The 15,848-nt window shown below is 33.3% G+C and carries 17 protein-coding genes and 1 riboswitch; of the genes, 13 read left to right on the plus strand and 4 right to left on the minus strand.

The genetic code is table 11. From position 1 onward, the window contains the following. Positions 1 to 19: 19 nt before the first annotated feature. From RAH41_RS18755 to RAH41_RS18765, 3 genes are all read right to left on the minus strand, one after another. Positions 20 to 937, minus strand: coding sequence for an ABC transporter ATP-binding protein (locus RAH41_RS18755; protein ID WP_331224661.1), 918 nt, complete (start codon positions 935 to 937; stop codon positions 20 to 22). Beyond that, positions 930 to 1,748 (minus strand): GDSL-type esterase/lipase family protein, encoded by an 819-nt coding sequence (locus RAH41_RS18760; RefSeq protein WP_331224662.1) that lies wholly within the window; start codon positions 1,746 to 1,748, stop codon positions 930 to 932. Before RAH41_RS18760 ends, RAH41_RS18755 begins: the two co-directional genes overlap by 8 nt. Positions 1,749 to 1,862: 114 nt before the next feature. Next, positions 1,863 to 2,666, minus strand: a complete 804-nt coding sequence (locus RAH41_RS18765) for a formate/nitrite transporter family protein (RefSeq protein ID WP_331224664.1) — start codon at positions 2,664 to 2,666, stop codon at positions 1,863 to 1,865. Positions 2,667 to 2,931: 265 nt separating this feature from the next. Between RAH41_RS18765 and RAH41_RS18770 the strand changes: the two genes are divergently transcribed. Beyond that, entirely contained in the window at positions 2,932 to 3,192 is a 261-nt protein-coding gene (locus RAH41_RS18770) for a DUF2573 family protein (protein ID WP_331224666.1), read from the plus strand. A 190-nt stretch (positions 3,193 to 3,382) separates the two neighbouring features. Continuing rightward, the gene (locus tag RAH41_RS18775; protein WP_331224667.1) at positions 3,383 to 4,300 is read left to right on the plus strand and encodes a proline dehydrogenase; all 918 of its coding nucleotides are present in this window, start codon (positions 3,383 to 3,385) and stop codon (positions 4,298 to 4,300) included. A gap of 177 nt (positions 4,301 to 4,477) precedes the next feature. Here RAH41_RS18775 and RAH41_RS18780 read toward each other — a convergent pair whose 3' ends face one another. Next, positions 4,478 to 4,618, minus strand: a complete 141-nt coding sequence (locus RAH41_RS18780) for a YuzL family protein (protein ID WP_098232476.1) — start codon at positions 4,616 to 4,618, stop codon at positions 4,478 to 4,480. Positions 4,619 to 4,856: 238 nt separating this feature from the next. Here RAH41_RS18780 and RAH41_RS18785 point away from each other — a divergent pair, with 238 nt between their 5' ends. The 11 genes from RAH41_RS18785 to RAH41_RS18835 all read left to right on the plus strand — a co-directional run bounded on the left by RAH41_RS18785 (position 4,857) and on the right by RAH41_RS18835 (position 15,820). Further along, positions 4,857 to 7,238, plus strand: a complete 2,382-nt coding sequence (locus RAH41_RS18785) for a 3-hydroxyacyl-CoA dehydrogenase/enoyl-CoA hydratase family protein (protein ID WP_331224690.1) — start codon at positions 4,857 to 4,859, stop codon at positions 7,236 to 7,238. A gap of 21 nt (positions 7,239 to 7,259) precedes the next feature. Further along, positions 7,260 to 8,435, plus strand: coding sequence for an acetyl-CoA C-acetyltransferase (locus RAH41_RS18790; RefSeq protein WP_331224671.1), 1,176 nt, complete (start codon positions 7,260 to 7,262; stop codon positions 8,433 to 8,435). 85 nt (positions 8,436 to 8,520) lie between these two features. Next, on the plus strand, positions 8,521 to 10,305 hold the full coding sequence (locus tag RAH41_RS18795; RefSeq protein ID WP_331224673.1) for an acyl-CoA dehydrogenase family protein: 1,785 nt from the start codon (positions 8,521 to 8,523) through the stop codon (positions 10,303 to 10,305). 419 nt (positions 10,306 to 10,724) lie between these two features. Continuing rightward, positions 10,725 to 11,081 (plus strand): arsenate reductase family protein, encoded by a 357-nt coding sequence (locus RAH41_RS18800; protein WP_331224675.1) that lies wholly within the window; start codon positions 10,725 to 10,727, stop codon positions 11,079 to 11,081. Positions 11,082 to 11,126: 45 nt separating this feature from the next. Further along, positions 11,127 to 11,510, plus strand: a complete 384-nt coding sequence (gene gcvH, locus RAH41_RS18805; RefSeq protein ID WP_331224677.1) for a glycine cleavage system protein GcvH — start codon at positions 11,127 to 11,129, stop codon at positions 11,508 to 11,510. 213 nt (positions 11,511 to 11,723) lie between these two features. Next, entirely contained in the window at positions 11,724 to 12,074 is a 351-nt protein-coding gene (locus RAH41_RS18810; RefSeq protein WP_091023583.1) for a toprim domain-containing protein, read from the plus strand. A gap of 15 nt (positions 12,075 to 12,089) precedes the next feature. Then, positions 12,090 to 12,413 carry a thioredoxin family protein gene (locus RAH41_RS18815; RefSeq protein WP_331224678.1) on the plus strand — a complete coding sequence of 108 codons (324 nt, stop codon included), beginning with the start codon at positions 12,090 to 12,092 and terminating at the stop codon, positions 12,411 to 12,413. A 203-nt stretch (positions 12,414 to 12,616) separates the two neighbouring features. Then, positions 12,617 to 12,979, plus strand: a complete 363-nt coding sequence (locus RAH41_RS18820; RefSeq protein WP_098861073.1) for a hypothetical protein — start codon at positions 12,617 to 12,619, stop codon at positions 12,977 to 12,979. A 77-nt stretch (positions 12,980 to 13,056) separates the two neighbouring features. Then, a riboswitch (SAM riboswitch) is annotated at positions 13,057 to 13,167 on the plus strand. Between the two features lie 139 nt (positions 13,168 to 13,306). Continuing rightward, complete coding sequence (locus RAH41_RS18825; RefSeq protein ID WP_331224679.1) at positions 13,307 to 14,311, plus strand: methionine ABC transporter ATP-binding protein; 1,005 nt, start codon at positions 13,307 to 13,309, stop codon at positions 14,309 to 14,311. A gap of 1 nt (position 14,312) precedes the next feature. After that, entirely contained in the window at positions 14,313 to 14,981 is a 669-nt protein-coding gene (locus RAH41_RS18830; RefSeq protein ID WP_331224681.1) for a methionine ABC transporter permease, read from the plus strand. A 20-nt stretch (positions 14,982 to 15,001) separates the two neighbouring features. Then, complete coding sequence (locus tag RAH41_RS18835) at positions 15,002 to 15,820, plus strand: MetQ/NlpA family ABC transporter substrate-binding protein (protein ID WP_331224683.1); 819 nt, start codon at positions 15,002 to 15,004, stop codon at positions 15,818 to 15,820. The last annotated feature ends 28 nt before the right edge of the window (positions 15,821 to 15,848 follow it).

Raw genomic sequence — 15,848 nt, forward strand, 5'->3', positions numbered from 1 at the left:
AAAGACGAGTCTTATTAGTTCAGCCACGAACTTCGCCTCCAGTCATTTCCATGAATAAATCTTCCAATGTTTCAGACATTGTTTTAACCCCATTTACTTGTACATCTTCTGCTACGAATTGTTGGATGGTCTCGTTAATTTTAAGAGGTGACATTCGGCACAGTATAAGCTCATCCTTTACTAAGATATCCTGAATTGTAGAATCCTTTTTTAATACATCTAGCGCTTTTTGTATTGGATTAACTCGCCATTCGACTCTTTCTGCAGCTTCTTTTACTAATTCTTTTACTGTTGAAACTCGAATCATTTTTCCTTTATTAATAATTCCTACTCGATCACAAATCATTTCGATTTCACTTAATAAATGACTTGAAATAAATACACTTATATTTTGCTCTTTTACAAGCATATGAATAAATTCACGTAATTCACGGATACCGGCTGGGTCTAATCCATTTGTTGGTTCATCTAAAATAAGAAGTTTGGGCCTTCCAAGTAATGCTTGGGCTATTCCCAATCTTTGTTTCATTCCGAGTGAATACGTTTTTACTTTCTCATGAATTCGATCGGTTAATTTTACTAAATTTACGACTTCACTTATTTTTTTATCATCTTTAATGCCTAACATTCTAGCAAATTGATTTAGATTTTCCCATCCAGTTAAATAACCGTATAATTCTGGATTCTCTACAATACATCCAATTTGTCGCATCGCTTCCTTGAAATGAGTTTTAACTGGATAGCCAGCGATTTCAATTGTTCCTTTTGTAGGTTTGATTAATCCGACTAGCATACGAATCGTTGTTGTTTTTCCAGCACCATTTGGACCTAGAAAACCAAATACTTCACCTTCATAAACTTCAAATGAAACGTTATCGACTAGTACTTTTCCTTTAATACTCTTTGTAACACCCTCTAATTTAAGAACTTTATTCATTCGAATCACCTCGAAGCTGACTTCCTATTTTACTAGTTAAGCGATTGGCCATTTCAATATAACCGTCTCTATTCGGATGAAAATGGTCAGTGTACAAATATTTCTTTTCTTCGTTAAAAAATAAGTCGAATGTTGGAATGACGTATGCATTATTAGTTTGAAGTACCGATAATTCAAGTAGATTGTTCCATCTAGATACGAAGCTTGACGATGCATCTAATCCTTGAACATTATGAAATGGATTATAATATCCAAACGCATAAATAGATGCTGTCGTATTTTTTTGTCGTATTCCTTTGAAAATGGATTGAAGATTATTTTTAAACGTTTTTTCATCTGGCCGATATGTCTTTAAAAATTGTTCGTTTAATTGATTTGCGCCAGGAAATAAATCATTACTTCCAATGGAAAGAACAATTATGTCAGCAGAGCCAATCGTTTCTTGAATATTCTTTTTCTTTAAATCGTTAAGTAAATTTGAAGTTTTTGCGCCACTAACAGCTAAATTAGTGATCGTTGTTGGTTGTTTATACTCTTTTTGAAGAATGGTCTTTAATCTTCCTACATAACCTGTTCCTTCATCATCACCAACTCCACGTGTAAGTGAGTCTCCTAATGCAACAATCTTAAGCTTATTGTTTTTGTGAATACTGTCATTTTGATTATTTTTCTGTATATTATTATTCACGATTAGCTTGCTTTTTTGAGGATTTAAAACTGAATAAGCACCTTTCGCAAAACCGTATGATAATAAGAGGAAACATAGTAATGAAATGAACATGATAAACCGAACAAAATGATTGTATTTCAAATATCACACCACCAAAGAAGGAAAAATTTTCATTATAAAATCATTATTACCATAATAAAATTAGATTTGCACGAAAAAACCTGTCTTTAAATAAGAAGACAGGTAGATTAGTTTTTATGAAACACGTTTTAATTTTTTTTCTTCTAATTTTTGTTCATTATTCAAGAAGTAATATGCCATTCCCACACCAACTGAACCACCAATAATATTTCCAAGTGTAACCGGAATTAAATTATGCAATACATCACCAAATGAAAAGGCTATATCATGAGGCATAATATAAGATAATGTAAAGACTGCAATATTTGCGATACTGTGTTCATAACCAGAGAAGAAGAAAGCAAATACTAATAAAAAGATCAGTAGCATTTTTGCTAAATCATCTTTAAATCTAGTTGGTAAAAAACAAGCAAGACAGACAAGCCAATTACATAATATACCTTTAAAAAATAAGTGGAAAAATGATGCGTGAATTTTATGGTCAACTACACCTGTTAAAAAATGATCGGCAGGAAGTTCTTTTGCTAAACCTGTTAAAAAATAAATAATCGCAAAAATAAATGCCCCAATAATATTACCTGAGTAACAAGCAATCCAGTTTTTTACTAAATCTAGTATTGAAGTTTTTTTAGCTAATGTTGAGAAGGTAAAATACATCGTATTACTAGTGAATAATTCTCCTCCACCATAAATAATCATAATTAATGCTGTAGAGAAAACGAGTGGATAAGCTACAGATGAAAATGGTGAGTTTTGCAATCTAAATAATTCTGCTAATTTTAAACAGACAATAAGAATAAAGCTTATATAAATAGAAGCTAAGGCAGCACGAGTTAAATATTTAAATAAGCTTTGGTCTAGAATTTTCTTCTTTTTAAGAGCTATATCAATACAATATTGGATGCTATCTCTTTCCAAATGTTTTCACTCCTTATGCGCTCTTTGATTAACACATACATAGTATACAAACAAAGAATAAAGATGAGTTTGTGAAAATATGAACAAATTATGAAATTAAACAAATTAGGTACTATTTATTACTTTTACTTTACATTTTTAAATAATCATCTTAAAACTGGTTGAAGATATAATATAATTTCATAGTAAAAAAGTTTAGGTAAAAATAGGAAAGATTCAAATTAGATTTTGAAAACTTAATAATAATATGGAGAGGTGATTTCGTTTGGAAAATGAATTTGAAGCAAAATTTGATGCGTTACTAAAAAAATATACGGAATTGTTATTAGGAGATTGGTCAGAGGAAAAACAAGCAAAAGTGGAAAAGTGGGTTATGTATACATACATATCAAAATCAATGCCCGCATTAGTAAAGCATTGGAATGATACATATCCTCAGGCTAAAGATGAAATTGTTAATTTAATTAAAGAGATTAAAACGTTAAATGACCAGCATAGAGAAACTATATCTAACAAAAATAAGTAATAATATTTATCCATAATTTTCAAAGATGACGGCACTTATTAATTATGATAATATAATATTAAGTAAGGGCATACATTTTTCAATAAACAAAATTCGACAAATTATTAAATAATTGTTTTAACAAATTTCAATAGGTGATACATTAGTAATATATAGAGAGAAAAGTAAGGTTAATTTTGGGGGTAGAGTAATGGAACAAGTTATGAAGAATGCTTTTTTATTTATGTCTAAAAATAAGTTTTTGACTAAAATGGCTAAAAAATATGGCCTAAGATTTGGTGCAGCTCGTTTTGTTGCAGGCGAAACAATCGATTTAGCTACAAAAGTTATTAAGGATTTAAATAAAAAGAATTTAAAAGTAACAATTGATTATCTTGGGGAGTTCGTAGACACTGTTGAAGAAGCAAATGAAATGGCTGATCACTGTATCGAAGCAATTGAGGCGATTGGAAAAGAAAAGTTAAATTCACAATGTTCTCTTAAAATGACTTCAATGGGCCTTGATATTTCTGACGAGCTAGTTTTAGCAAATATGCGTCGTATTTTAGAGGCAGCTAAAAAGAGTGGCGTATTCGTTACAATCGATATGGAAGATTTCACTCGTTGTGAAAAAACGATTCGTATCTTTAAGCAACTAAAATCTGAGTACGATAATATCGGGACTGTTATTCAAGCTTATTTATACAGAACTGAAAACGATATTACAGATTTAAACAGTTTAAAACCAAATTTACGTTTAGTAAAAGGTGCTTATAAAGAGCCGGCAGAAGTAGCATTCCCAGACAAAAAAGATGTGGATGAAAACTTCAAAAAAATCATTAAAATGCACTTATTAAACGGTAACTTTACTGCAATCGCTTCACACGATGAAGCAATGATTGAGTATACAAAACAATTAGTTAAAGAGCATAATATTCCAAACGATCAATTTGAGTTCCAAATGTTATACGGAATTCGAACTGAGCGTCAATTAGAGCTTGTTAAAGAAGGATATAATATGCGAGTTTATGTTCCTTATGGTACTGACTGGTACGGATACTTCATGCGTCGTCTAGCAGAACGTCCTGCAAACGTTGCATTCGTATTAAAAGGTATGTTCAGTAAATAATTTTAAAATTAAAGAGGCTAACTAAAAAGGATTGAGTGATGATTCTTTTTAGTCAGCCTTTTTCTCTTTATACAGGATTTTTTTGTGATAAGTAGTTATTAGTATAACAACATTATTCATATAATTGCTAAAGTAAACAAGATCCTAGTTTTGCTATTAATTTTGAGTGAAAAAAGCTTACTGACCCATGTTTTTTTTACCGTACTGCTGATTGTTACTTTGTCTACCTTTTTCTTCTCTTTGGTCTCCATGACTTGCATTACCTTGAACACTTGCTGCACTAACTCCACCCTTTGATGGGTTTCTTTCACGTTTCATATCTTATCACCTCCATTTCTTAGACTAACCTATTTAAATAAACTTATTAGTAAAAAATGGAGAGTGATAGGGATAAATTTCGTTTCTAAATAAAATTTTATTAATTTGAACTTTTTGTTTATTGCGAAAAATAAGAATTTATCATATAGTGGAAGAAGAGGGCTCATTGATAATGGATTGTTTTATCCAGAAAGTGAATGAGTATTCATTCAAGATATGAGGAGGAGAAATGCATATGATCCAAAAAATTAAAAAAGCCGCTGTACTCGGCTCTGGTGTGATGGGATCTGGTATCGCTGCACACTTGGCAAACATAGGTATTCCAACATTATTACTTGATATTGTTCCAAGAGAACTATCTGAAGAAGATGCTGCAAAAGGTCTTACTACTGACTCTAAAGAATTCCGTAATCGATTTAGTCAAACGGCTATTCAGAAATTATTGAAACAAAAGCCAGCTCCTCTTGCATCTAAGAAAAACTTAACGTTAATTCAAGCAGGTAACTTTGAAGATGACATGAGTCGTTTAAGTGAAGTTGACTGGATTATTGAAGTAGTTGTTGAAAATTTAGCGATTAAAAAACAAGTATTAGCTAGTGTTGATGCATACCGCAAACCAGGCTCAATCGTGAGCTCAAATACATCTGGTATTTCGATTGAAGCAATGTCTGAAGATTGTTCAGATGACTTCAAGAAACATTTCTTAGGCACTCACTTTTTTAACCCACCACGTTATTTAAAATTATTAGAAGTTATTCCTACTAAACATACATCTGAAGAAGTACTTACATTTATGAAAAGTTTTGGAGAAGACGTTCTAGGTAAAGGCGTTGTATTAGCAAAAGATACTCCAAACTTTATTGGAAACCGTATCGGAACTTACGGATTACTTGTAACTGTACAAGAAATGCTTAAAGGCGGATACAGTGTTGGGGAAGTAGATTCAATTACTGGTCCAATGATTGGACGCCCTTCTAGTGCTACATTCCGTACATTGGACGTAGTTGGATTAGATACATTTATCCATGTTGCAAACAATGTTTATGAGCTTGTAGATGGCCAAGAGAAAGAAGTATTTAAAGTTCCAGAATTTATGAAGGAAATGGCAAATCGTAATTGGCTTGGAAGTAAGTCTGGGCAAGGATTCTTCTTAAAGCAAGGTAAAGAAATCTTAGAATTAGATCCAAGTACATTTGAATATGGAGAAAGAAAAAGTTTAAAAACGGCTTCAACTGAAAGTATTAAACAAGTTAAAGGCTTAGCGAATAAATTGAAAGCGCTTGTATACGCTGATGATCGTGCAGGTAATTTCTTATGGAGTATTATAAGCCCAGTATTAGTTTATTCAGCTGAATTGTCTGGTGAAATTTCTGATAACATCGTCGGGATTGACCAAGCAATGAAGTGGGGATTTGGCTGGGATTTAGGACCATTTGAAATTTGGGATGCAATTGGTGTATCTAAGTCAGTCGTACGAATGGAAAGTGAAGGCCTAACTGTACCAAATTGGGTTAAAAATATGATCGATAATGGTAATGAAACATTTTATAAGCAAGACAATGGGGTTACCAGCTTCTATCATAATGGTCAATATGAAGAGCTAGTAAGAAATGATAAAGAAGTTAAATTAAGTGTTTTAAAAGAACAAGGTCGAATTATTAAACAAAATTCAGGTGCTAGTTTAATTGACCTTGGTGATGGAGTTGCATGTTTAGAATTCCATACAAAGAGTAATGCAATTGGTATGGATATTACACAAATGATTAACTTCGCAGTAGATGAAGTTTCAAAAAATTATAAAGGCTTAGTGATTGGTAACCAAGCTAAAAACTTCTGTGTTGGTGCTAATTTAGCAATGATTTTAATGGAAGCGCAAGATGACAACTATTTTGAGATTGAAATGGTTGTTAAAGGATTCCAACAAGCAATGATGAAAATTAAGTACTCAGATAAGCCAGTAGTTGTAGCTCCTTACGGTATGACACTGGGTGGCGGTACTGAAATTTGTTTACCAGCTGCTAGCGTAGTTGCCTCTTCTGAAACTTATATGGGCTTAGTAGAAGTTGGAGTAGGCTTAATCCCAGGCGGGGGCGGTAGTAAAGAGCTTTACATTAAACAATTAAAACAGTTCCCAGAAGGTGTTGAGTTTGACTTACAAGGTCTTGCAAATCGTGTGTTTGAGACAGTTGCAATGGCAAAAGTATCGACTTCTGCTCAAGAAGCATTTGAAAATGGTTTCTTAAATCAGAATGATCGCAAAGTATTTAATGCAGATCACTTAATTTATGAAGCAAAACAACGAGTACTTGAGTTATATGAAGCAGGTTATAGCGCTCCAATTCGTGAAAAGGTACCAGTAGTTGGTGAGTCTGGTTATGCAACTTTATTAGCTGGTGCAAACTCAATGTACTATTCTGGCTATATTAGTGAACATGATTTAACAATTGCTAAGAAATTAGCGTATGTAATTGCAGGTGGAAAAGTACCATTCGGAACGTTAGTAGACGAAGAGTATTTATTAAATATAGAACGTGAAGCATTTTTAAGTTTAATTTCTGAAATGAAATCTCAAGCACGTATGCAACATATGCTTGTAAAAGGAAAACCGTTACGTAATTAACCGAAAGATGGAGGGAAGAACATGAGAGAAGCTGTTATTGTAGCGGGTGCGAGAACACCTGTAGGTAAAGCGAAAAAAGGATCACTAGCAACAGTTCGTCCAGATGATTTAGGGGCATTAGTTGTAAAAGAAACATTAAAGCGTGCGGGAAATTACGATGGTCCAATCGATGATATCATTTTTGGTTGCTCATCGCCGGAAGCGGAACAAGGTTTTAACATGGCACGTAATATTGGAGCACTAGCTGGATTACCGCATTCAGTTCCAGGAATTACAGTGAACCGTTATTGTTCTTCAGGTCTACAAAGTATCGCTTATGCAAGTGAACGAATTATGCTAGGTCATTCTGAAGCTATTATTGCAGGCGGAGCAGAATCAATGAGTTTACTTCCAATGGGAGGGCATGTTGCTCGTTTAAATAGTAGATTAGTAGAAAACGCACCTGAGTACTACATGGGTATGGGGCATACTGCTGAGCAAGTTGCCAATCGTTATGGTATTTCAAGAGAAGATCAAGATGCTTTTGCGGTACGTAGTCACAAGCGTGCAGCAGTTGCTATTAAAGAAGGGCGATTTGTAGACGAAATTGTTCCAGTTGATGTAACGCTACGTTCGGTTAACGCAAACAATAAATTAGAAGAGAAGAATTTTACTTTCTCTCAAGATGAGGGAGTCCGTGAAGGTACATCTTCTGAAGTATTAGCTAAATTAAGACCAGCATTTAATGTAAGGGGTTCTGTAACAGCTGGAAACTCTTCACAAACAAGTGATGGGGCAGCAGCAGTATTAGTAATGGACCGTGAAAAAGCAGAAGCTGAAGGGTTAAGTCCATTATTAAAATTCCGTTCTTTTGCGGTCGCTGGTGTAGCTCCTGAAGTTATGGGAATTGGGCCTGTTGAAGCAATTCCAAAAGCTCTTAAATTAGCGGGACTAAGCTTATCCGACATAGGAATATTTGAATTAAATGAAGCGTTTGCTTCTCAATCAATTCAAATTATTCGTCACTTAGGTCTTGATGAAGACCGTGTAAATGTAAACGGTGGAGCGATTGCATTAGGGCATCCACTTGGCTGTACTGGTACTAAACTAACTTTATCTTTATTACATGAGATGAAGCGTCGTGGAGAACAGTTCGGAATTGTAACGATGTGTGTTGGTGGCGGAATGGGTGCTGCTGGGGTATTTGAATTAGTTTAATAGTGTACGTAAATAGATTGTTAGTATCATGTCTATGATGAAGAGAATCGTTAAACAAGTAAATAGAAAATGGGAGGAAATTTCGATGGAAAAAACAATTGGTAACTTACTTAAAGGCGGAAGCTTTTTAACAACAGAAGTGACTTTTGATAAAGTTTTTACACCAGAGGACTTTACAGATGAGCATAAATTAATTGCAAAAACGACTGAAGATTTTGTAGTTAATGAAGTTTTACCTGAATTAGAATATTTAGAGCAACACGAATTTGATCGTACTGTAAGATTATTAAAACAAGCTGGTGAGCTAGGATTATTAGCTGCAGATGTTCCAGAAGAGTATGGCGGAATTGCATTAGATAAAATTAGCTCAGCATTAATTACAGAAAAAATTTCACGTGGTGGCGGATTCTCACTTTCTCAAGGTGCTCACGTAGGAATCGGTACACTTCCAATCGTATTATTTGGAAATCACGATCAAAAGCAACGCTATTTACCTGGTTTAGCATCAGGTGAGAAATTTGCAGCTTATGCATTAACTGAGCCAGGTTCAGGATCAGATGCTTTAGGAGCAAAAACTGTTGCTAAATTAAATGCTGAAGGAACTCACTACATTTTAAACGGTGAAAAACAATGGATTACAAACTCAGCTTTTGCTGATGTATTTGTTGTCTATGCAAAAATTGATGGAGAACACTTCTCAGCATTTATCGTTGAAAGAGATTATGAAGGTGTTTCGACTGGTCCAGAAGAAAAGAAAATGGGAATTAAATCATCTTCAACTCGTACATTGATTTTAGAGGACGTAAAAGTTCCTGTAGAAAACCTTTTAGGTGAAATTGGTAAAGGTCATGTTATTGCATTTAACATTTTAAATATTGGACGTTATAAATTGGCAGTAGGAACAGTGGGTGGTTCAAAACGTGCTTTAGAATTATCAGCAACATATGCTAACCAACGCCAACAATTCAAAACACCAATTGCAAAATTTAGTTTAATTCAAGAAAAATTAGCTAGCATGGCGACAAAAATTTATGCGAGTGAAAGTTCGGCATATCGTACTGTAGGACTTTTTGAGGATCGCTTTAGTCAATTAACTGAAGAGCAAGCAAAAGATCCAAAAGCGGTAGCTGCAGCTGTAGCAGAATATGCAATTGAATGTTCTTTAAATAAATTCTTCTGTTCTGAAGTATTAGACTATGTAGCTGATGAAGGTGTACAAATCCACGGAGGGTATGGATTCATGGCAGAATATGAAATTGAGCGAATTTACCGTGATTCTCGTATTAACCGAATCTTTGAGGGTACAAATGAAATTAACCGTTTAATCGTACCAAGCACTTACCTTCGAAAAGCAATGAGCGGAGAACTGCCATTACTTCAACAAGCACAACAAATTCAAGAAGAATTAATGATGTTAATGCCTGAAGAAGTTGGAGACGGTCCTTTAGAGCAAGAAAAATATTTAGTTCGTAATGCGAAAAAGATTGCCATAATGATCGCTGGATTAGCCGTTCAAAAATTCGGTAAAGCATTAAGTAATGAACAAGAGATTCTAGTAAATATTGCAGATATCGTAAGCAATATTTATGCAATGGAATCGACAGTTTTACGTACTGAAAAAGCGATTAATAAAGTAGGTTTAGAAAAATCAAACCAAAAATTACTTTATACTCAAGTGTTCTGCCAAGAAGCATTTAATGAAATTGAGGCTCATGCGAAAGAAACACTAGTTGCTGTAGAGTCTGGTGATACTTTAAGAATGATGACTTCAGCACTTCGTAAGTTCACACGTCATACGCCGATTAATGTCATTGCGAAGAAGCGTGAAATTGCAGCTAATGTATTAGATGAGGAGCGTTATACTGTATAATAAAAAAACTGCCGATCTGTTGATTGGCAGTTTTTTTATTGATTAAAAATATTAATTTACTCGACACAATTAAATTCTGGATATTTAATTATAAGTAAGAGTCAGATGTGTAAGATAATTTCTTTTTTATGTACAATTGTAAAAGAAGAAAGGATATTTTTCCCATAAGTTGTGCCATACTAGTAAAGGTCGAGAACTTTAAATAACAAGTATAAGGTATATTAGGAAATTACTTTATAAAAATATTGTTTAATAGTGTTTTCCTGAAGTGGAATTAAAAAAACACGAACATTATACTAGTTTGATTGTTAGAATATTGGTATAATGGGACTAACGACAAATTATTACAGAATTTTCGAACGAACTATTTAAACTCACTTATTCCCTGTGATAAAATAGATTTTGGGAGGAGTTGCTAAATGAGTATCATTTTTTATACATATCCAAAATGTGGAACTTGTCGAAAAGCTGCTTCATGGCTTAAAGAGCATAATATTCCAGTAGAAGCTGTTGATATTACATTAAATCCACCTTCAAAGGAATTACTTGCTGATATTTTAAAAGCAAGTGGAATTTCAATCAATAAATTATTTAATACAAGTGGCGTTAAATATCGTGAACTTGGATTGAAGGATGTTATTCCAACAAAAACAGAGGACGAGCTTTTAGAATTATTAAGTTCAGATGGTAAGTTAATTAAAAGACCTCTACTTTTTAATGGAGATCAAGCGACAGTTGGCTTTAATGAAGAAGTATTTGAAAAGGTTTGGTTATAAAATAACTATATAATTTAAGGTAATTAATCAGAGGAGGATTTCACAATGTCAATTCCAAATGAACTACGTTATTCAGAAGAACATGAGTGGGTAAAAGTTGAAGGTAATAAATACTATATCGGTATTACTCATTTTGCTCAATCAGAGCTTGGAGATATCGTATTTGTTGAGCTACCAGAAGTAGGCGATGAACTTACTATTAATGAGCCATTCGGTAGTGTTGAATCTGTAAAAACAGTATCTGAACTATATGCACCAATCAGTGGTAAAGTAATTGAAGTAAACTCTGATCTAGATGAAAATCCTGAATTCGTAAACGAATCTCCATACGAAAAAGCATGGATGGTGGTTGTTGAAGCAACAGATGCTTCTCAACTTGATGAGTTAATGACTGCAGGTCAATACGAAGAAATGATCAATCAAGATTAATTATCTAATTAAGCGTCCTTTTGGGCGCTTTTTTATTTTATGTGTATAATAAAAGTAATAAAGCTTAACTTATTTACATAAAACATAATTTAAAGGACATTTTCATTTAGGGGAAAAAAAGGAAACAAGAAAGGCAAAATCGAATATACTATATACAAAAGATTTTTAGTCAAAAGTTTTTGAGTCCTATACATTAGGTGATGCCCAGTGAATATTGAAGATCAAAGAAAAGTTATCATTGTCGAAGGTACTACTGATAAGCGGAAAATACAGACAATCATAAAGGAGCCGGTAGATATTATCTGTACGAATGGGACAGTTGGTACTTCAAAGCTAGATGAGCTTGCTGAAATGTTAGATTTAAGAGAAATTTATGTATTAGTCGATGCGGATGAGGCTGGTGAAAAGCTTAGAAGACTGTTAAAAAGAGAATTTCCACAGGCGGAGCATCTGTACATTGATAGAAGTTATCGAGAAGTGGCAACAGCTCCGAGTCAACATTTAGCTAGTGTATTATTAGGAGCGGATATTTCGGTATTTACAGATTATTTACGTACAAATTAAAGAGGAATTATGATCATGCAGCAATGGACAAAGAATGAAATAAAACAAAGAATTCAATCAAAAGAGACAACGGTAATTTATATATATACCGCAATGTGTGGTACATGCCAAGTAGCATCTAAAATGCTGGAAATTGTAAATGAGATTCTGCCAAATTTACCGATAAGTAAGGTAAATATTAATGAAATTGTGGAGGATGCTCAAAGCTGGAAGGTTGAAAGTGTACCTTGTTTACTTATTTTTGAGAATGGGGAAATGAAACAAAAAATTTATGCTTTCCAATCTGTTCCATATTTACATGAATTGTTAAAAAAATATAATTTATTTATTAAACGATGAGTGCATACTGTATGTTGCACTCTTTTTATTTGGTTTAAAATATTTCCTGATTTTAGACATATTTCTCGGGAAATGAGTTGAATGCTGTAGAAATAAAATTAAAATATAGATTTTTATCAAGGTAAATGTCGAGCGAAATATAAAGAATACACCCCTTATCTATGAGAAAATAAGATTAAAGAATCGAAGAAGAGGTGTTTATTATGGAAATCAAGGAGTGGATTGGACAAGCTAGAAACTTATTTATAAAAAAAGAATATTTACAAATCATTTTGCCAATCGAAGAAAGGATTGTAGAATTTAACTGTCTAAATGAAAAAGTTTTTATAAAGTTAAGTAAAAAGGCTCCTTTTATCGAGGTAATTGATCGTTCGATTCCGCAACTTAGAGTTAATTTTTCAAAAGATGGATGGGAATATCTATATTCAGGTTCGCAAAGGTTAGGACTTTTATTAAAATTGAATGATGCTTCTTTTGAAGGGAATTATCGATTATTACTACTAATGGAAACGATTTTTCAATATACGAGCGTTGAAAATGAAAAAAAACTTTTAGAAAATTGTTGACAACTTGTATCGAAGTTTGTAGAATTGGACTTACGTTAAAGAAATTGCGTTAAACAACTTAATAGATCGTAAGTTAACTCTTATCGAGAGAGGTGGAGGGACTGTGCCCTGTGAAACCCAGCAACCGTCAATAATCGTCATTGAAATGGTGCTAATTCCTGCAAAGCAAATGCTTTGAGAGATGAGAGAAAGGAATACTTTTTGTATGTTAAACCTTTCTGCTCATGTGAGTTGAAAGGTTTTTTTGTTTTATACGACTAAAAAAGTACTTACTTACAAAAAATTGAAAGATTAGTTGTTAGAATGTTTTGAAAGGAGATCAAGTGTATGATTCAAATAAATAATGTAAGTAAAACATACAAAGGTAAAAAGGGCACAGTTACCGCAGTGCAAAATGTTTCATTAACGATTGAAGCAGGTGAAATTTTTGGCATGATCGGATATAGCGGTGCAGGGAAAAGTACGCTATTACGTATGCTAAATGGACTTGAGTCACCTACATCAGGTGAAGTGATTATTAATGGTCAGTCGATTTCTAAATGTTCATCTAGTCAATTAAGAAAAGCAAGACAGAAAATAGGTATGATTTTTCAGCATTTTAATTTATTGTGGTCGAGAACTGTATTAGAAAATATACTTTTCCCACTTGAAATTGCTAAAGTTTCAAAAAAGGAAAGCATTGATCGTGCGAAAGAATTAATCAAACTTGTAGGTCTTGAAGGAAGAGAAAATGCTTATCCTTCTGAACTTAGTGGAGGTCAAAAGCAACGTGTTGGAATTGCAAGAGCACTTGCTAATAACCCAGATGTTCTTTTATGTGATGAAGCAACATCTGCATTAGATCCAGAGACAACAGATTCAATTTTATCTTTATTGACAAACATTAATAAACAGCTTGGTATTACAATTATCTTGATTACTCATGAAATGCATGTTATTCAAAAGATATGTCAACGAGTAGCTGTAATGGAAAACGGAACTGTAGTTGAAGAGGGCCATGTTGTTGATGTATTTACTCGTCCTAAACAAGCAATTACAAAGAAATTTGTGACGCAAATCAAAGGCAATGATGAAGGTGAAGTAAATTCTCAAAGTGATGGGAATGATAATACTTACAAGCTAACCTTTAAAAATGGTCAAGCTGATCAGCCACATATTTCTGAAGTAGTTAAGCATTTTGATATTGAGATTAACATTTTGCAAGGAAAAATTGTTCAAACTGCTGAAGGCTCTTATGGGACAATGAAGATTCAACTTGTTGGAGACATAAATAACATCAAAGAGGCAATTGCTTATTTAGAATCAAAACAAGTTGAAGTGGAGGTAGCTTAAGATGACACAACTTTTTCCGAATGTTGATTGGGATGCAATGCTTTTAGCTACTCAGGAAACATTATTCATGACAGTAATAGCTGCGCTTGCAACGTTCATTTTTGGACTAATAATAGGTTTATTCTTATTTTTAACTAGTAAAGATCAACTTCTTGAAAATAAATTTTTTAATACAATCCTAGCAGCGTTTGTAAATATTTTTCGTTCAATACCGTTTATCATTTTAATTATTTTATTAATTCCATTTACGATCTTTATTCTTGGCTCTATGCTTGGAGCAAAAGCAGCATTACCTGCGCTAATCATTGGTGCTGCACCATTCTATGCAAGGATGGTCGAAATCGGATTACGAGAAATTGATAAGGGTGTAATCGAAGCTGCAAGAGCAATGGGAGCTAGTACTTTTACCATCATCTTAAAAGTATTAATTCCAGAAGCATTACCAGCAATAATTTCAGGTTTAACTGTTACTACAATCGCAATTGTTGGTTATACAGCAATGGCTGGTGTAGTAGGTGGTGGTGGACTTGGTAACTTAGCATTTATGGAAGGATACCAACGTTCTAATAACCAAGTAACTCTTGTTGCGACAGTAATTATTTTATTAATCGTATTCATTCTTCAATTTATTGGAGATCTAGTAACAACGAAAATAGATAAAAGAGCTTAAATATAAGGGAGGAACTGACAGTGAAATTCAAAAAAATCGTAGGTTTATTAGGAGCAGGTGTTTTAGCATTATCTTTAGCAGCATGTAATAAAGGTGGAGAAGGAAATAAAGAATTAGTTGTTGGTGCATCAAATGTACCTCACGCAGTAATTTTAGAACAAGCTAAACCACTTCTTAAAAAAGAAGGAATTAACTTAAAGATTGTTAAATTCCAAGATTATGTATTACCAAATAAAGCATTAGCTTCAAAAGAATTAGATGCAAACTATTTCCAACACATCCCATATTTAGAGGCACAAATGAAAGAAAATGGTTATAAATTTGAAAACGCGGGTGGAATCCACATCGAGCCAATCGGAGTATATTCTAAAAAATATAAGAGATTAGAAGACCTACCAAATGGAGCTAAGATTATTATGAGTAGCTCAGTAGCTGACCATGGTCGTATGTTAAGTTTATTACAGCATGAAGGTTTAATTAAACTAAAAACTGGTATAGATCCAACTACTGCTCAAATTAAAGATATTGCTGAGAATCCAAAACACTTAAAATTCCAAGCTGATGTAGATGCTGGAATGCTTCCAAAAGTTTATCAAAACAATGAAGGCGATGCAGTGTTAATTAACACAAACTATGCAATTGATGCTGGATTAAACCCAATGAAAGATGCTATTGCTTTAGAAGGAAAAGATTCTCCATACGTGAACATTATCGCAGTTCGTAAAGGTGATAAAGACAAAAAAGAAATTAAAGAGCTTGTAAAAGTATTACACTCTAAAGAAATTCAAGATTTTATCATTAAAAAGTATAAAGGTGCTGTAGTACCAGTAAGTCAATAATAAAAGAAGAGGGTTCCAAGTGTGACTT

It is taken from the genome of Gottfriedia acidiceleris, from assembly GCF_036421055.1.
In the GTDB taxonomy this organism is placed as follows: Bacteria; Bacillota; Bacilli; order Bacillales; family Bacillaceae_G; genus Gottfriedia; species Gottfriedia acidiceleris_C.